Source organism: Mesorhizobium sp. M0587 (assembly GCF_040320945.1).
GTDB lineage: Bacteria > Pseudomonadota > Alphaproteobacteria > Rhizobiales > Rhizobiaceae > Mesorhizobium.
The window spans coordinates 138,206-154,896 of record NZ_JAMYQP010000006.1; the positions used below are offsets into that span (position 1 = coordinate 138,206).

Consider the following 16,691-nt stretch of genomic DNA (forward strand, 5'->3'; position numbering starts at 1 on the left):
CTGGAATTGCTTGTGTGTTCAGAAAGTCATGGTCCGGCGGGATGCCAGGATTTTTTGCAGGACGGCACAATCGATATCCGCCGGAACTGGACGTTCGCCGGTAATCAGCGGCAGGAATTCGGTGTCGGGAATGTCGAGGAGCCTCTCATATTGGTCGATTTCGTCATCGGTCAAGGCGCCGATCTCGGCATCGGCGAAGCTGCCGAGGATCAGATCCATCTCGCGCATGCCGCGATGCCAGGACCGGAACAAAAGCTTGCGGCGGTGGGCGTCGAGCCCCTCGCTTGATCGTTTCGTTCCCGTCATCGTGCCGCATCCTCGCTTGCTGCGGCGCATATAGCGTGGATAGAAGGGGCTGTCAGCCTTGCGCTGCGGCCGTCGCAACATAAGCTGACATCATGCGCCCTTCCATCCTCGATCCATTGTTTGTCCCGATTACCTCGCTTGCCGGTGTGGGGCCAAAGGTCGGCGCGCTGATCGAGAAGGTCGTAGCGGCCGATCTCGGCGATCGCGCCGCGCGCGCCGGCGATCTTTTGTTCGTGCTTCCGCACACCGTCATCGACCGCCGCAGCCGTCCGGGTATTGCCGGTTCGGCCGAAGGCCAGATCGTCACGCTCGATGTGCGCATCGACCGCCATCAGCCGCCACCGCGCGGCAACAGGTCGGTGCCCTATCGGGTCTTTGCCCATGATGACACAGGCGAGATCGGGCTGACTTTCTTCCATGCCCATGCCGCCTATCTTGAAAAGGCGATGCCTGTGGGCGAGCATGTCGTGGTCTCGGGCCGCATGGAATGGTTCAACGGCCGCCCGACCATGGTCCACCCCGACCATATCGCGCTCGCCAGCGAAGCCGAGAACCTGCCGCTGGTCGAACCGGTCTATCCGCTCACCGCCGGGCTGTCGGGCAAGGTGCTGCGCCGGGCAATTGGCCAGGCACTCGCGCGCTTGCCCATATTGCCGGAATGGCAGGATGGCGCCTTCATGCGGCGGCAGAGCTTTCCGGCCTTTGGCGACGCGCTCGCCCGCATCCACAATCCGGCGGACCCGCTCGATGTCTCCGTCGACGGTGCTGCCTGGCGACGCCTCGCCTATGACGAATTGCTCGCTGGCCAGGTCTCGCTGGCGCTGGTCAGGGCAAAGATCCGCCGCCTGTCCGGCCGTCCCCTGGTCGGCGACGGCAGCGTCGTCGAGAAATTGCGCGCCGCACTCCCCTATTCGCTGACCGCAAGCCAGGAATTCGCGCTCTCCGAGATCAACGCCGACCTTGCCGATCCCGAACGTATGCTGCGGCTGCTCCAGGGTGATGTCGGCTCCGGCAAGACGGTCGTCGCCCTGCTCGCCATGGCGCGCGCGGTCGAGGCCGGCGGCCAGGCAGCCTTGATGGCGCCGACCGAAATCCTGGCGCGCCAGCATCTGGCGACGATCGCGCCGTTGGCCGCCAAGGCCGGGCTGCGCATCGCCATCCTGACCGGCCGCGAAAAAGGCCGCGAACGCGCCGACACGCTGGCCGGCCTGGCGAGCGGCGGGATCGACATCGTCGTCGGCACCCACGCGCTGTTCCAGGAGACGGTGACCTTCCACGACCTCGTCCTGGCCGTCATCGACGAGCAGCATCGCTTCGGTGTCCATCAGCGGCTTGCCATCACCGCCAAGGGCGACGCGCCCGACATGCTGGTGATGACGGCAACCCCCATCCCGCGCACGCTGGTGCTGACCGCGTTCGGCGACATGGATGTTTCCAAGCTGACGGAAAAGCCGGCCGGCCGCCAGCCGATCCGCACCGTCACGCTGCCGCTCGAACGGCTGGACGAACTCGTCGGCCGCATGGTCGAAGCCGTCGCCGGCGGCCAGAAGATCTACTGGATCTGTCCGCTTGTCGAGGAATCCGAAGAGATCAAGCTTATGTCGGCCGAGGACCGTTACGCCTCGCTGAAGCCGTTGTTCGGCGACCGCATCGGTCTCGTCCACGGCCGCATGAAGGGTGCCGAGAAAGACGAGGCAATGCGCGCCTTCAAGCAAGGCGACACGCGCATCCTGATCGCCACCACCGTGATCGAGGTCGGCGTCGACGTGCCCGATGCCACCGTCATGGTCATCGAACATGCCGAGCGGTTCGGCCTGGCCCAGTTGCACCAGTTGCGCGGCCGTGTCGGACGCGGCGACAAGCCTTCGTCCTGCGTATTGCTCTACAAGGACCCGCTCGGCGAGACCGCAAAACGCCGGCTTTCGGTGATGCGCGAGACCGAGGACGGTTTCTTGATCGCCGAGGAAGACCTGAAGCTGCGCGGCGAAGGCGAGTTGCTGGGCACCCGCCAGTCCGGCACGCCGGGTTTCCAGGTGGCGCGCATCGAGGCGCATGCCGATCTTCTGGAGGCGGCCCGCGACGATGCGAGGCTGATCCTGTCCGGCGACCCCGAACTCCAATCCGATCGGGGCGAGGCGTTGCGCCTGCTGCTCTATTTGTTCGGCCGCGACGAAGCGGTGCGGCTCCTGCGTGCCGGATGAGGCCCTAGCGGCGGATTGGCCACAGTTCCGTTGATCGGTTCGCCGTTCAGCGTCACCAATTTCGCCTTCACCTCGGGCGCAACCAGTCCAGCCGAGACGATCAGCTTGGCGCCGTCCTCGATCGTCATGTCGAGCAGCACGATGTCGGACCTCGGCACATACATCAGGAATCCGGTGGTCGGGTTCGGCGTGCAAGGCATGAACACGGCGATCAGCGGATCGCCTTCCTGATCGAGCTTCTGATTGATCTCGGTCTCCTTCTCGCTGGCGACGAAGACCAGCGACCAGACGCCCTTGCGCGGATATTCGACCAGCCCGACTTGCCGGAACATGTCGCCCTTGTTCGACAGCACGGTCTCGAAAATCTGCTTCAGCGAGCCATAGATGCCGCGCACCAGCGGCATGCGGCCAAGCAGCCGTTCGCCGAAATTGACGATGGCGCGGCCGACGATGTTGGCGGTCAGGAAACCGATCAGCGTGGTCAGGATCAGGGCGACGATCAGCCCGAAGCCGGGCACCGGGAACGACAGATAGGTGTCGGGGCTATAGCGTGCCGGAATATAGGGTTTTACCCAGGAATCGACCCAGCCGATGAACGACCAGGCGATATAGGCGGTGATCGCCAGCGGCGCGCAAACGACGAAACCTGTGAGGAAATAGTTCCTCAGCCGGGTCATGCCTGAGGTCTTCGGAGCATCGGACATGGTTCACCGGGAGCGCGGGTTGCAGCGCAGATTAGTGAACAGCGAGACCGTTTGGAACTGCGAAGTTTTTAAAAGCCAACTATGCCGCCGCTTCCAGTGGTTCGATCTTTTCGAGTTCCGATGCCAATTTCCTCGCCTCGGTCTCAAGCTCGTAAGCTTGCTGAAAATTCATCCAAAACTCGGGCGTAGTGTTGAAAAATCTGGCAAGGCGAAGGGCGGTATCGGGGGTCAAACCGATCTCCTCCTTGGCAATGCGTTCAATACGGGTGCGCGGCAGATTGAGTTTTTTCGCCAGCGCACCGGCACTCATGCCAAGCGGAACGAGATACTCTTCCCGTAGGAATTCTCCAGGATGAACTGGACGTGCGAACTTGAGCATAGTTCAGGGTCCTCAACGATTCAGGGCAAATGCCCGCTCAATGATAATCGACGATCTCCACATCTTCAGCGCCAGCAGTGGTCCATCTGAAGCAGATACGCCACTGGTCGTTGATGCGAATTGAATGCTGTCCGACGCGGCCTCCTTTCAGAGCTTCTAAATGATTTCCGGGCGGCGATCGAAGGTCATTTAGTTGCATGGCATTTTCGATTGCACGGAGGCGGCGCTCGCCACGGACGATGAGATCGGACGGAAAGCCTTTCGGCGCCCTGCCCTCGGCGACCGCTTGCACCGCCTTGCCTTTGAACGAAACGATCAACGCTCACCCCTCGCTTGTATCATACATTGATACAGGACGGACGCAAGCAAGATGTATCACTGAGCGATGCTTTTTTGCCGCGGCTGGCCCCGAAACGAGATTTGTCGGCGCCTATTCCACCGTCACCGATTTCGCCAGATTACGCGGCTGGTCGACATCGGTGCCCATGAACACCGCGGCGAAATAGGCGAGCATCTGGATCGGCAGCGCGTAGACGATCGGCGAGATGATTTCCGGCACGTCCGGCAGCACGATCGTCTCCATCGTCTTCACGCTTACCTGTGCAGCGCCCTTGCTGTCGGTGATCAGGATGATCTTGCCGCCCCGCGCCGCCACTTCCTGCATGTTGGACACGGTCTTTTCGAAGATGCGGTCGTGCGGCGCGATGACGATGACCGGCATGTTCTCGTCGATCAACGCGATCGGCCCATGCTTCAACTCGCCCGCGGCATAGCCCTCGGCGTGGATATAGGAGATTTCCTTGAGCTTCAGCGCGCCTTCCATGGCCAGCGGAAAATTGGTGTCGCGGCCGAGATAAAGCACATCGGAGTAGCGCGACACTTCCCGCGCGATCCGTTCGATCTGCTCTTCGAGCTTGAGCACCTGGTTGGCATAGCGCGGCGCTTCGGAAAGCTCGCGCACCAATATCTTCTCTTGCTCCTTCGAGATCGTGCCGCGCGCCACCCCGGCGCGCACGGCGAGCGACGCCAGCACCGAAAGCTGGCACGTGAAGGCCTTGGTCGACGCGACGCCGATCTCCGGACCGGCGAGCGTCGGCAGCACGACGTCGGATTCGCGCGCCATGGTCGATTCCCGGACATTGACGACGGCACCGATCTTCATGCCGGCCTTGCGGCAATAGCGTAGCGAAGCCAGCGTGTCGGCGGTCTCGCCCGATTGCGAGATGAAGAAGGCGGCATCGTTCGCCGACAGCGGCATCTCGCGGTAGCGGAATTCCGAGGCGACATCGATGTCGACCGGCAGCCGCGCATAGCGCTCGAACCAGTATTTGCCGATCAGTCCGGCGAGATAGGCGGTGCCGCAGGCCGAGATCGCCAGCCGGTTGATCTCCGCGAAATCGAACGGCAGATCGAGAGGCTTCGAGACGCCGCCGACGAAATCCACGTAGTACGCCAGCGTGTGCGAGATCACCTCGGGCTGTTCATGGATTTCCTTTTCCATGAAATGGCGCCGGTTGCCCTTGTCGACCATGAAGCTGGTCGACAGCGACTGCTGGCGCTTGCGCTCGACCTGTCGGCCGTCGATATCGAAGATCGCGACGCTGTCGCGGCGCACCACCGCCCAGTCGCCGTCTTCGAGATAGGTGATCGAATTGGTGAACGGGGCGAGCGCGATCGCATCCGATCCGAGGAACATCTCACCATCGCCATGGCCGACAGCCAAAGGCGGGCCATTGCGTGCACCGACGATAAGGTTGTCGTCGCCCTTGAACATGATCGCCAGCGCGAAGGCGCCTTCCAGCCGCTTCAGCGCCTGGTGCGCGGCCTCGACCGGCTTCAGACCTTTGGCGAGTTCCCGCGCCACCAGATGGGCGACAACCTCGGTGTCGGTCTGCGACGAGAAAGAATAGCCGTCGCCGATCAACTCGTCGCGCAGTTCGGCGAAATTCTCGATGATGCCGTTATGAACGATGGCGACGCCATCGGAAAAATGCGGATGCGCATTGGTCTCGTTGGGCACGCCATGCGTGGCCCAGCGCGTGTGGCCGATGCCGATCGTGCCGTCCAACGGCTCATCCCTGAGCCGGCGCTCGAGGTTGATCAGCTTGCCCTCGGCGCGCCGGCGGGCAAGCTGGCCGTGCTCGATGGTGGCGACACCGGCCGAGTCGTAGCCGCGATATTCGAGCCGCTTCAGCGCGTCGACGATGAGCGGCGCAACCTGCGAGTGGCCGACGATTCCAACGATACCGCACATGCAGACAGTCCCCGATTCCCCATGGAAAACCAGCGCTTACTTAGGGATGGCCGGCCTGCCGCGAAAGTCACTTTGCATTTCGTTGCGTATAACGAACGCTTCTGCACCATGACAGAGCGCTCTTGCAATCCGGTTACTGCAATCGTTCGGGTTTTCGATTGGCAAAGACGCGAACCCGCCGGCTGAGCGCTAGTGGTCCGCGCCGGCCGCCTTCTTCTTCGCGGCCGCGGCCGAAGCAAAGCGCTCGCGCACCTCCTTGCCCTTGCCGGGGATGGTCTTCTGACGGGCGCGGCCGAAGGCGAGCGCATCGTCGGGCACGCTTTCGGTGATCACACTGCCCGAGGCGACGTAGCCGCCCTTGCCGATCGTGACCGGCGCCACAAGCGAGGAGTTCGACCCGATGAAAGCGCCCTCGCCGATATCGGTGAAGAACTTCGAATAACCATCATAGTTGCAGGTGATGGTGCCGGCGCCGATATTGGCGCCCGCGCCGATGCGGGCATCGCCGATATAGGTCAAGTGGTTGACCTTGGCGCCCTCCTCGATGACGGCCTGCTTGACCTCGCAGAAATTCCCGACTTTTGCCTTGGTCCTGAGATCCGCGCCCGGCCGCAGCCGCGCGAACGGCCCGACATCGCAATTCGCTGCGATAGTGGCGCCTTCGATATGGCTGAAGGCGTGGATCCTGGCGCCGGTGGCGATTTTCACGCCCGGACCGAACCAGACATTGGGCTCGACGATCGTGTCGGCGCCAATTTGGGTGTCGTGCGAGAAATGCACGGTCTCCGGCGCGATCAGCGTCACGCCCGACAGCATCGCCTCATGCCGCCGGCGTGCCTGCCAGATGCTTTCGGCCTGCGCCAGTTCGGCGCGGTTGTTGATGCCGAGCGCGCTTTCGAAGCTGGCTTCGGTGGCGACGACGTCGAGTCCCCTGGCGCTGGCGATCTCGACGATGTCGGTCAGGTAATACTCGCCCTTGGCATTGTTGTTGCCGACCGCATCTAGCAGCCTCAGTGCCTGGCTGCCGGCCACCGCCATCATGCCGGCATTGCAGAAGCCGATTTTTTTCTCCTCCGCGGAGCAGTCCTTTTCCTCACGGATGGCGGTGAGCTTGCCGGCTGTTTCGATGAGCCTGCCATAACCGGTCGGACTGGGCGGGCGGAAGCCGATCACCACGACGGCGGCGCCTTCCGCCAGTTTCAGCCGCGCCATGGTGAGCGCGTCCGCGTCGATCAGCGGCGTGTCGCCGAACATCACCAGGATGTCGTCATAACCCCTTGATATCGCGTCGCGCGCTGCCAATACCGCATGCGCGGTGCCGAGGCGCTTCTCCTGCACGAAGCTCTCCGCCTTCGGCGCGAACTTTGCAGCCGCCTTGCGCATTTCCTCCGCCCCGTGGCCGATCACCAGCGCCTGGCTACCGGCGCCGGCGGCTTCGGCCGCCTTCACCACATGAGCGACCATCGGCAGACCTGCGATCTGGTGCAGAACCTTCGGCAGCGCACTCTTCATACGCGTGCCTTCGCCGGCGGCGAGGATGACGGACAGGCAGGATCTCTGGCTCATGGATGGACAACCATATGAAAAGGGTTGGGAATCAAAGCATGCTAGCAGTGGCGCCATGCTGCACCAATGCGGTTAAATTCCGGTGAGATGGTGGATAGCAGTTGGCTCTTAATCAGCGGGTCTGTTGTTCATTGCCGAGCCCAAGCGGCGCTCATCCGCCCAGCACCTATCCCAACCGCCCCAGCAGCGGGAAATTCTCCAGCAGCCAGTACGACATGGTCTGCACGCCGCCAGTGAGAAAGAACACGCCGGCGACCACCAGCAGCGCGCCGATGGCCTTTTCAACGCGACCGAGATGGACGCGGAATTTGCCGAGGAAGCGCATGAAGGCGCCGGAGAACAGCGCGGCGATCAGGAACGGTATGCCCAGCCCAAGCGAATAGGCGGCGAGCAGCAGCGCGCCCTCGCCCACGGTTTCGCGTCCGCCTGCCAGCGTCAGGATCGGCCCGAGCACCGGGCCGATGCACGGCGTCCAGCCGAAGGCGAAGGCCAGCCCCATGACGTAGGTAGCAAGCAGGCTTGCCGGCTTGCCCTGCGACTGGAAGCGCGCCTCGCGCGACAGCAGCGGGATACGCAAAATGCCGAGGAAATTCAGGCCCATCAGGATGATGAGCACGCCTGCACCCATCGCCAGCGGCTCCTGCCAGACGCGCAGCAGCCGGCCGATGGTCGAGGCGCCGGCGCCCAGCGCGACGAACACGGTCGAGAAGCCGAGCACGAAGGCGATCGAGGAATAGATGAGCGCGCCCCGCGTGCCTTGCCTTGCCGTCACGCCGGCATTGCCGCGGAAATCGTCGACCGAGATGCCGGCCATGTAGCAGAGATAGGGCGGCACCAGCGGCAGCACGCAAGGCGACAGGAACGAGATCGCCCCCGCTCCGACCGCGCTGACATAGCCGATGTCCAATGCCATTCCCAAAAACTCCAATGCCGTGGCTGATATAGCGACGCGCAGCCTTGTCCACCAATCACCATTGTGTTGGCAAGATCCTGCTTGTCAGGAAGAAACGACGGGCCGCTGGCGTTGATGCTGTGAGGCCGCGATTTCCCGCGCCTCTTCCACATCACCCAGGGAGATTTCCATGAAAACCATGACCGCAGGGCTGGCCGCGCTCTTGCTCAGCACCGCCGCATCCTTCGCCGCCGAGGCATGGAAGGAAGCCGAGGTCGGTGGCACCAAGATCTACACCGACGCCAACGGCATGACGCTTTATACCTATGACAAGGATGAGAAGGGCAAGACCAACTGCTACGACAAATGCGCCACCAACTGGCCGCCGCTGAAGGCCGAGGCCGGCGGCAAGGCGGACGACGAATGGAACGTCGTCGACCGCACCGACGGCACCAGGATGTGGGCCTATGACGGCAAGCCGGTCTACACCTTCATCAAGGACAAGAAGGCTGGTGACGTGAGCGGTGACGGCGTCGGCGGTGTCTGGCACATCGTCAAGGCCGATTAGTCCTCGATACCGTTTCCCGCCTGCTGGCTGGACAAGGCTGGTCGCCGGGACATCCCGGCGGCCGGCTTTTGTCCGACGCGCTATGGCAAACCGCTGTATGTCGGCCCTGGTTTTCCGCGACTCGATTGAAATGAAGCAGGTCGTTTCCGCCGATACCGCCGCGCAGAGTCCCTCGACCGGAATTCTGTGATGTTCTCCATACACTCTTAGAGTGTATTGCTGCGGACCGTCCGGCAATTTGGGCGCCTCCCCTTGACCGGATGCAAAAGCGCGGCCATGTGAGCGACGAACAGAACCGAGATTTCGTCGCGCGCAGCGGAATTCTTCTGCCGCATCACAGTTGATATGAGACCTCATGGACGTCGTCGTCGTCGAATCGCCGGCCAAAGCGAAGACCATCAACAAATACCTAGGCAAGAACTACAAGGTTCTGGCCTCGTTCGGCCACGTCCGTGATTTGCCGGCCAAGGATGGCTCGGTGCGCCCGGACGAGGATTTCGCCATGTCTTGGGCGGTCGACACCGCCTCGGGCAAGCGGCTCGCCGACATCGCCAAGGCGGTCAAGGATGCCGACGGCCTGATCCTCGCCACCGACCCGGATCGCGAAGGGGAAGCCATCTCCTGGCATGTGCTGGAGGTGCTCAAGCAGAAGCGCGCGCTGAAGGACAAGCCGGTCAGCCGCGTCGTCTTCAACGCCATCACCAAGTCTTCCGTGCTGGAGGCGATGGCCAATCCGCGCCAGATCGATGCGCCGCTGGTCGATGCCTATCTCGCCCGCCGCGCGCTCGACTATCTCGTCGGCTTCACGCTGTCGCCGGTCCTGTGGCGCAAGCTGCCTGGCGCCCGTTCGGCCGGCCGCGTCCAATCGGTGGCGCTGCGTCTGGTCTGCGACCGAGAATCCGAGATCGAGCGCTTCATCCGCGAGGAATACTGGCAGGTCGCCGCGATCCTCGGCACGCCGCGCAACGAGAATTTCGAGGCGCGGCTGACGGCGTTCGAGCGCAAGAAGCTGCAAAAGCTCGACATTTCCAACAAGGCGCAGGCCGACGACATCAAGGCGATGCTCGAAGGTGCGACCTTCAAGGCGCAGTCCGTCGAAGCCAAGCCCACCAAGCGCAATCCGGGCCCGCCCTTCACCACCTCGACGCTGCAGCAGGCCGCCTCGTCAGGCCTCGGCTTTTCGGCCAGCCGCACCATGCAGGTGGCCCAGCGCCTCTATGAAGGCATGGAGATCGGCGGCGAGACCACCGGCCTGATCACCTATATGCGAACCGACGGCGTGCAGATGGCGCCCGAGGCGATCGACGCCGCCCGCGACGCGATCGGCAAGGAATTCGGCCCAAAATATCTGCCGGAAAAGCCGCGCCTCTACACGACCAAGGCCAAGAACGCCCAGGAAGCGCACGAAGCGATCCGCCCGACGGATTTCATGCGCACCCCCGCATCGGTCAGGCAATATCTCGATGCCGACCAGGCGCGGCTCTATGAACTGATCTGGAAGCGCGCCATCGCCAGCCAGATGCAGCCGGCAGAGATCGAACGCACCACCGTCGAGATCGAAGCGATCAACGGCGCCCGCACCGCCGAACTTCGCGCTGTCGGTTCCGTCATCCGCTTCGACGGTTTCATCGCCGCCTACACCGACCAGAAGGATGACGACGCGGACGACGAGGAAAACCGCCGCCTGCCCGAAATCCGTGCCGGAGAACAGCTTGCCCGCCAGGCGATCAATGCCACCCAGCACACGACCGAGCCGCCGCCGCGCTATTCCGAGGCTTCGCTGATCAAGAAGCTGGAGGAACTCGGCATCGGCCGACCGTCGACCTACACGGCGATCCTGAAGACGCTCGAGGACCGCGACTACGTCACCATCGACAAGCGCCGGCTGGTCCCGCAGGCCAAGGGCCGCCTTTTGTCGGCATTCCTTGAAAGCTTCTTCGAGCGTTACGTCGAATACGACTTCACCGCATCGCTTGAGGAAAAGCTCGACGAGATTTCCGACGGCAAGCTCGCCTGGAAAGACGTGCTGCGCGACTTCTGGAAGGATTTCTCCGGCGCCGTCGCCGACATCAAGGAACTGCGCGTCACCGACGTGCTCGATGCGCTGAACGAGGAACTGGCGCCGCTGGTTTTCCCCGCCCGCGAGGACGGCTCCAATCCACGCATCTGCCCGAAATGCGGCACCGGCAATCTTTCCCTGAAGCTCGGCAAGTTCGGCGCCTTCGTCGGCTGCTCGAATTATCCCGAATGCTCCTTCACCCGCCAGCTTGGCGACGCCGCCAACCCGAATGGCGAGAATGGCGGCGGCGAGGACGGCACCAAGGTGCTCGGCAAGGATCCCTACACCGCCGAGGAGATCACGCTGCGCAGTGGCCGCTTCGGCCCCTACATCCAGCGTGGCGACGGCAAGGAAGCCAAGCGCTCCAGCCTGCCCAAGGGCTGGACGCCCGATTCGATCGACCATGAAAAGGCGCTTGCCCTGCTTTCCCTGCCGCGCGATGTCGGCAAGCACCCGGAAACCGGCAAGATAATCTCGGCCGGGCTCGGCCGCTATGGTCCGTTCGTGCTGCATGATGGCACCTATGCCAATGTCGACAGCATCGAGGACGTGTTCTCCATCGGTCTCAATCGCGCCGTCACGGTGATCGCCGAGAAGCAGTCCAAGGGCAAGGGCGGCCGCAATGGCGGCACGCCGGCGGCGCTGAAGGAACTTGGCGATCATCCGGATGGCGGCGGCAAGATCGTCGTGCGCGACGGCAAGTACGGACCTTACGTGAATTTCGGCAAGGTCAATGCCACGTTGCCCAAGGGCAAGGATCCGCAGTCGGTGACCATGGACGATGCGCTGGCGCTGATTGCCGAGAAGGAAGCCAAGGGCGGTGGCGGCAAGAAGCCGTTCCGCAAGGCGGCCGCGGCCAAAGCGCCTGCAGCCAAGAAGGCGCCCGCAACCAAGAAGCCGGCCGCCAAGAAGCCGGCCGCAAAGAAAAAAGGATAGCCGTCGTGGCGCGCAAGATCACCGGACGAGGCCACGGCGATCCGCGCACCGCCGACACGAGGGCCAAGGTCAAGGACGACTACCGGCCGTCGCGCGACGAGATACTGCGCTACATCGCCGAAAATCCCGATCGCGCGGGAAAGCGTGATATCGCCAAGGCGTTCGCCTTGCGTGGCGACGATCGCATCTGGTTGAAGGATCTCCTGCGCGACCTGCAGGATGAAGGCGTCCTGACCAAGGAGCGCAAGCGGCTGGCCCGCGTCGGCGCCCTGCCCCATGTCACGGTACTCGACATTTTTGACCGAGACGCCGACGGCGTGCTGCTGGCGCGTCCCACCGAACACACCGCCAATGGACCGCCACCCATTGTTTCCATCCGTCTGTCGCGCAGTGGCGGCGGACCGGCGCCGGGCATCGGCGACCGCGTGCTGGCCAAGACTTTTCCCGCCGACGACACGAATGTCGCCCTGGGCGGCCCGGCCTACACCGGACGGGTGGTGAAGATATTCGAGAAGCGCAGCGATGCCGTTCTCGGTGTTTTTCGCGTGCTTCAGGACGGCAGCTTGCGCATCGAGCCGGTGGAGCGGCGTCAACCGGAACTGATCGTCGACAAGGAATTCCAGAACGGCGCCAAAAACGGCGACCTGGTCGAGGTCGAGCCCGCGCGAGCCTCCCGCTATGGATTGCCGAGAGCAAAAGTACTCAACGTGCTGGGCTCGCTGACCAGCGAAAAAGCGGTCTCGATGATCGCCATCCACGCACATGACATTCCGCACATCTTCCCGGCCGACGTCATCGCTGAGTCCGAAGCCGTCAAGCCCGCGACAATGGATCATCGCGAGGACTGGCGTGACTTGCCGCTGGTCACCATCGATCCGGCCGACGCAAAGGATCATGACGACGCGGTGTTCGCCACACCCGATGCCGATGAGAAGAACCCTGGCGGCGTGCTCATCACGGTCGCCATCGCCGATGTCGCTGCTTACGTCCGCCACGGCACGGCACTCGACCGCGAGGCGCTGAAACGCGGCAACTCGGTCTATTTCCCGGACCGCGTCGTGCCGATGCTGCCCGAGCGCATCTCCAACGATCTCTGCTCGCTGCGCGAAGGCCAGGATCGCCCGGCGCTGGCGGTCCGCATGGTTTTTTCGGCGGACGGGCGCAAGATCAGGCATTCCTTCCACCGCATCATGATGAAATCGGCGGCCAAGCTCGCCTACCCGCAAGCGCAGGCGGCGATCGACGGCGTGCCTGACGACAAGACCGGTCCGATCCTCGACGCGGTGCTGAAGCCGCTATGGGATGCCTATGCGATCCTCAAGCGCGGACGCGATGGCCGCCAGCCGCTCGAACTCGATCTTCCGGAGCGCAAGATACTGCTGAAGCCCGACGGCACGGTCGATCGCGTCGTCGTGCCGGAACGGCTCGACGCCCACAAGCTCATCGAAGAATTCATGATCCAGGCCAATGTCGCCGCCGCGGAGACGCTGGAGGCCAAGAAGCAGGCGTTGGTCTTCCGCATCCATGACGAGCCTTCGATGGCCAAGCAGGAATCGCTGCGCGAATTTCTGCAGACGCTAGGCCTGTCGCTGGCGCGCGGCGCGCAGATGCGGCCTGCCCAGTTCAACGGTATTCTCGAGCGCGTGCGCGGGGCCGACAATGAAGGCCTGGTCAATGAGGTGGTGCTGCGCTCGCAGAGCCAGGCCGAATATTCGCCGAAGAACATCGGCCATTTCGGCCTGAACCTCAGGCGCTATGCGCATTTCACCTCGCCGATCCGCCGCTACGCCGATCTCATCGTGCATCGCGGACTTATCGCCGCACTCGGCCTCGGCCCGGGCGGGCTGACGCAGGACGAGGAAGCGCGGCTCGAGGATGTTTCGGTGCTGATTTCCGGCACGGAACGCCGTGCAATGGCGGCCGAGCGCGATACGGTCGACCGGCTGATCGCCGCCTATTTGGCCGAGCGGATCGACGACCGTTTCGACGCCCGCATTTCGGGCGTCACCAAATCGGGACTATTTGTCCAATTGCCGCAGTATGGCGCGGATGGTTTCATCCCGGTGTCAACGCTGGGCGGTGATTACTATATATACGATGAAACGGCTCGCTCCCTGTACGGAGAACGCTCGGGCAAGGGCTACCAGCTCGCGGATCGGGTCGAGGTCCGGCTCGTCGAGGTGGCGCCCATGGCAGGTGCCATGCGCTTCGAGATGTTGACCGACCCGAAGCCCCTGCCGGGCTCCAAAAGGTCGTTTCACAAGGCCAAGGGCCGCGCCCGCGCGTCGCAATCGCGATCGGGTCCGCGCGGCAGGAGACGATGATGGAACAACAGGTTTTTGGCGGCGAGCATCACTCGGGCCGGGTTGCCCGCCCGCTGTGGACGGCCATGAAGCGCGGCATGCTCGGCCGCTGCCCGAACTGCGGCGAAGGCAAGCTGTTTCGCGGCTTCACCAAGGCCGTCGAGACCTGCAATGTCTGTGGCGAGGAAATTCACCACCATCGCGCCGATGACCTGCCCGCCTATCTTGTCATCGTCATCGTCGGCCATATCGTTCTCGGTGCCTTCATGGGCGTGGAGGCGACGTCGACGCTTTCCACCTGGCAGCACATCGCCATCTGGGTACCGCTGACCATCCTGCTGTCGGTTGCCCTGCTGCAACCGGTGAAAGGTGCCGTCATCGGATTGCAATGGGCCTTCTATATGCACGGTTTTGGTGGCGAACACGACGTGGCTGAGCCCCACCCCGGTGCCTGAGGTGCTGCCTGGCGCAACATGCCAATCGTCAAGGCTACTTTCGCATGCAAGACGTTTCCGCTAGGTCCTGCGCATGGATGGTATGACCAACGCGGAGGTCGACAAGATCGACAAGGGTCTGGCCACGCATGGCGGCCGGGCGATTCGTCCACGAGACGCCGCGACCCTGATCCTGCTCGACCGCGAGGGCGACGAGGTCCGGGTGTTGATGGGTCGCCGTAGTGCCGGCCACGCCTTCATGCCAGGCAAGTTCGTGTTTCCCGGCGGCCGTACCGACCCGGCGGACAGCCGCATTCCCGCGGCGACCGCGCTGCATCCCGAGCAGGAATCAAAGCTCATCGCCGGTCCTGGCCGCACAAGCGCGGCGCGGGCCCGCGCTATCGCCCTGTCGGCTATCCGCGAGACCTACGAGGAAGCCGGATTGCTGATCGGCCGCAAAGGCGCGTTCGCCACCGCAAGGGCCGATTGGCAAGGCTTTGCCGAACACGGCGTCCAACCCTGCCTGGACATGCTGCGCTTGATCGCGCGCGCCATCACGCCGCCCAACCGGGTGCGCCGCTTCGACACCCGTTTCTTCAGCGCATGGCGCTCCGACGTCGCCGTCGAACTGCCGGGCGGCGGCCCGACCAACGAACTCGAGGAACTGGTCTGGCTGCCGCTTGCCAAGGCCAGGGAAGCCGACATCCCCGACATCACCCGAATGATCCTGGACGAGCTGGAAAGCCGCCTCGCCCACGACCCGCTGTTGCGTCCGGGCGGTCCCGTGCCCTTCTACCGGCTTGTCCGCAACCGCTTCACCCGCGAAATTCTGTAAACATCGAGTATTCAGACATAACATGACGGTCGATACCCAACAAAAGGGCGACGAGCGCGTACACTGGCTACCGATGGTGGCGGCGATCTCGTCGATCAGCGTCGTCGGCATCGCCATCGGCCTCGGCATGCCGCTGCTCAGCGTCATCCTGGAAACGCGCGGCCATTCAGCCTCGATGATCGGCCTCAACACGGCGGTCGCCGGCCTGGCCTCGATCGCCGGTGCGCCGCTGGCCACGCCGCTCGCCATGCGGTTCGGTGTCGCCTGGACGATGATCGCCATGATCGCCACCGGTGCGCTGGCCTTCGTCGGCTTCCACTTCGCACCCGATTTCTGGATGTGGTTTCCACTGCGCGTCGTGCTGCATATCGCGCTGACGGTGCTGTTCATCCTGTCGGAATTCTGGATCAGCACCTCGGCGCCGCCGCACCGGCGTGGCCTTGTCCTCGGCATCTACGCGACCGTTCTGTCGCTCGGCTTTGCCGCGGGGCCGTGGCTGTTCGCGCATCTCGGCAGCTCCGGTTTCAGGCCTTTTGGCGTCATCATCGCGTTGGTGACGCTGGCCGCGATACCGGTGCTGGCGGCCCGCAACGAAAGCCCCACCATCGTGGCCGACGGCGAGACCAGCAACTTCCTGCGCTACATCTGGCTGGTGCCGACCGCGACTTTCGCGGTGCTGGTGTTCGGCGCCGTCGAGACCGGTGGCTTCGCGCTGTTCCCGGTCTACGGCAACCGCATCGGCTACTCCGAGGCCGACGCGGCACTTCTCCTGACCATGATCGGTCTCGGCAATGTGCTGTTGCAGATCCCGATCGGCATGATCAGCGACCGCGTCAGCGACCGCCGTTATCTGCTGCTCGCCTGCGCCATCGTCGGCCTCGCCGGCACGATCTTCATGCCCTTCTTCGCCCAGAATTGGCACCTGATGGCGGCCCTTCTGTTCGTCTGGGGCGGCGTGGTCGCGGCCATGTACACGATCGGCCTTGCCCATCTCGGCTCGCAGCTTTCCGGCCACGAACTGGCATCGGCCAATGCCGCCTTCGTGCTGTGCTACGGCGTCGGCATGGTGCTCGGCCCGCAGGCCATCGGCATCGGCATGGATGCGTTCGGTCCGTCCGGCTTCGGCTGGTCGCTCGGCCTGTTCTTCGCCGCCTACATCGCCCTGGTCAGCATCAGGCTGGTCCGCAAGATCCTGCTGTAGCGCGACGGCACGATGCGGCTCCTGACATAACCGTGTCAGGAGCATCCGGTTAA

14 protein-coding genes are annotated in these 16,691 nt (G+C 63.6%); 7 read left to right on the forward strand and 7 right to left on the reverse strand.

What is annotated here, in order from left to right; translation table 11 throughout:
- Positions 1–18: 18 nt before the first annotated feature.
- Positions 19–306, reverse strand: a complete 288-nt coding sequence (locus NKI49_RS07915; RefSeq protein WP_352599127.1) for a succinate dehydrogenase assembly factor 2 — start codon at positions 304–306, stop codon at positions 19–21.
- A 92-nt stretch (positions 307–398) separates the two neighbouring features.
- Between NKI49_RS07915 and recG the strand changes: the two genes are divergently transcribed.
- Positions 399–2,507: an ATP-dependent DNA helicase RecG gene (recG, locus tag NKI49_RS07920; protein ID WP_352599125.1), complete on the forward strand. Its 2,109-nt coding sequence runs from the start codon at positions 399–401 to the stop codon at positions 2,505–2,507.
- Here the strand turns inward: recG and NKI49_RS07925 are convergent.
- From NKI49_RS07925 to NKI49_RS07950, 6 genes are all read right to left on the reverse strand, one after another.
- A complete protein-coding gene (locus NKI49_RS07925; RefSeq protein ID WP_352599123.1) occupies positions 2,459–3,211 on the reverse strand; it encodes a DUF502 domain-containing protein in 753 nt (250 codons plus the stop codon). The genes recG and NKI49_RS07925 overlap by 49 nt on opposite strands.
- Positions 3,212–3,290: 79 nt before the next feature.
- Positions 3,291–3,590, reverse strand: coding sequence for a HigA family addiction module antitoxin (locus NKI49_RS07930; RefSeq protein WP_352599121.1), 300 nt, complete (start codon positions 3,588–3,590; stop codon positions 3,291–3,293).
- Between the two features lie 37 nt (positions 3,591–3,627).
- Entirely contained in the window at positions 3,628–3,909 is a 282-nt protein-coding gene (locus NKI49_RS07935) for a type II toxin-antitoxin system RelE/ParE family toxin (protein ID WP_352599119.1), read from the reverse strand.
- A gap of 111 nt (positions 3,910–4,020) precedes the next feature.
- On the reverse strand, positions 4,021–5,844 hold the full coding sequence (gene glmS / locus NKI49_RS07940; protein WP_352599117.1) for a glutamine--fructose-6-phosphate transaminase (isomerizing): 1,824 nt from the start codon (positions 5,842–5,844) through the stop codon (positions 4,021–4,023).
- 189 nt (positions 5,845–6,033) lie between these two features.
- Positions 6,034–7,410: a bifunctional UDP-N-acetylglucosamine diphosphorylase/glucosamine-1-phosphate N-acetyltransferase GlmU gene (gene glmU / locus NKI49_RS07945; protein ID WP_352695595.1), complete on the reverse strand. Its 1,377-nt coding sequence runs from the start codon at positions 7,408–7,410 to the stop codon at positions 6,034–6,036.
- A 166-nt stretch (positions 7,411–7,576) separates the two neighbouring features.
- Complete coding sequence (locus NKI49_RS07950; RefSeq protein WP_352599113.1) at positions 7,577–8,323, reverse strand: cytochrome c biogenesis CcdA family protein; 747 nt, start codon at positions 8,321–8,323, stop codon at positions 7,577–7,579.
- Between the two features lie 169 nt (positions 8,324–8,492).
- On the opposite strand from NKI49_RS07950, the gene NKI49_RS07955 reads away from it, so the two are divergent.
- From NKI49_RS07955 to NKI49_RS07980, 6 genes are all read left to right on the forward strand, one after another.
- The gene (locus NKI49_RS07955; protein WP_352599111.1) at positions 8,493–8,870 is read left to right on the forward strand and encodes a COG4315 family predicted lipoprotein; all 378 of its coding nucleotides are present in this window, start codon (positions 8,493–8,495) and stop codon (positions 8,868–8,870) included.
- 355 nt (positions 8,871–9,225) lie between these two features.
- Positions 9,226–11,865 carry a type I DNA topoisomerase gene (gene topA / locus NKI49_RS07960; protein ID WP_352599109.1) on the forward strand — a complete coding sequence of 880 codons (2,640 nt, stop codon included), beginning with the start codon at positions 9,226–9,228 and terminating at the stop codon, positions 11,863–11,865.
- 5 nt (positions 11,866–11,870) lie between these two features.
- Complete coding sequence (rnr, locus tag NKI49_RS07965) at positions 11,871–14,189, forward strand: ribonuclease R (RefSeq protein ID WP_352599107.1); 2,319 nt, start codon at positions 11,871–11,873, stop codon at positions 14,187–14,189.
- On the forward strand, positions 14,189–14,623 hold the full coding sequence (locus tag NKI49_RS07970) for a DUF983 domain-containing protein (RefSeq protein WP_352599105.1): 435 nt from the start codon (positions 14,189–14,191) through the stop codon (positions 14,621–14,623). The genes rnr and NKI49_RS07970 overlap by 1 nt, the downstream gene beginning before the upstream one ends.
- A 73-nt stretch (positions 14,624–14,696) precedes the next feature.
- Positions 14,697–15,437, forward strand: coding sequence for an NUDIX hydrolase (locus tag NKI49_RS07975; protein ID WP_352599103.1), 741 nt, complete (start codon positions 14,697–14,699; stop codon positions 15,435–15,437).
- 22 nt (positions 15,438–15,459) lie between these two features.
- Positions 15,460–16,638: an MFS transporter gene (locus NKI49_RS07980; RefSeq protein WP_027025241.1), complete on the forward strand. Its 1,179-nt coding sequence runs from the start codon at positions 15,460–15,462 to the stop codon at positions 16,636–16,638.
- Positions 16,639–16,691: the final 53 nt, after the last annotated feature.